Origin of the sequence: Corynebacterium tuberculostearicum (assembly GCF_022347235.1) — a bacterium.
Classification (GTDB): Bacteria; Actinomycetota; Actinomycetes; order Mycobacteriales; family Mycobacteriaceae; genus Corynebacterium; species Corynebacterium tuberculostearicum_F.
This window is the reverse complement of sequence record NZ_JAKRDX010000060.1, coordinates 1-501: the sequence shown is the minus strand read 5'-3', so window position 1 is coordinate 501 and position 501 is coordinate 1. Positions and strand designations below refer to the sequence as shown.

At 51.5% G+C, this 501-nt stretch carries 1 protein-coding gene; it reads right to left on the bottom strand.

Going from position 1 to position 501, the window contains the following annotated elements:
• Positions 1-50: 50 nt before the first annotated feature.
• Positions 51-501: integrase core domain-containing protein (locus MHK09_RS11680; RefSeq protein WP_250413620.1), on the bottom strand; the 451-nt coding region annotated here is incomplete at its 5' end.

The following is a 501-nucleotide window of genomic DNA, read 5'->3' as shown; positions in this document are numbered from 1 at the left end:
TGTGAAGTCTCGAGACATCGTTCCGGTCGATGCCTCGAGATTTTTCGTTTTCAGTTGCCCTGTTGGGGGTCAAGTTCGTTGTCTTTCTTGTTGTAATAGATTTTTTCTTCGGTGAGTGTGTAGGCGGCGATTTGTGCCCCAGTGGTGGTTATTTTGATGCTTACGCGGTTGTCGATGCAGACCATGGTGATTGGTTCGCCGCCCCATCGGCGCCCGATGTAGAGGCGGCGTAGTTTGCCACCCCATCGCAGGGTTGTCTTGCCGTTGGTGCCTACTTTGTCAGTGCGTAGGCGGTAGTCGTGGTCTGGTTTGATGTCTGCTGGGAGAGCTTTGGGCAGTGCTGTGTAGGCTTCTGCGGGGGTGGTTCTGTTTAGGGCTCTATGGGGGCGTTTGTGGTTGTAGTATTCGATGATTTCTTTTAGCTGAGAGTTGAGTTCATCGAGACTTTGAGCTGGTATTTTGCTTGCTAGGGCTAGTTTAAGGGTGTAGTGGAAGCGTTCA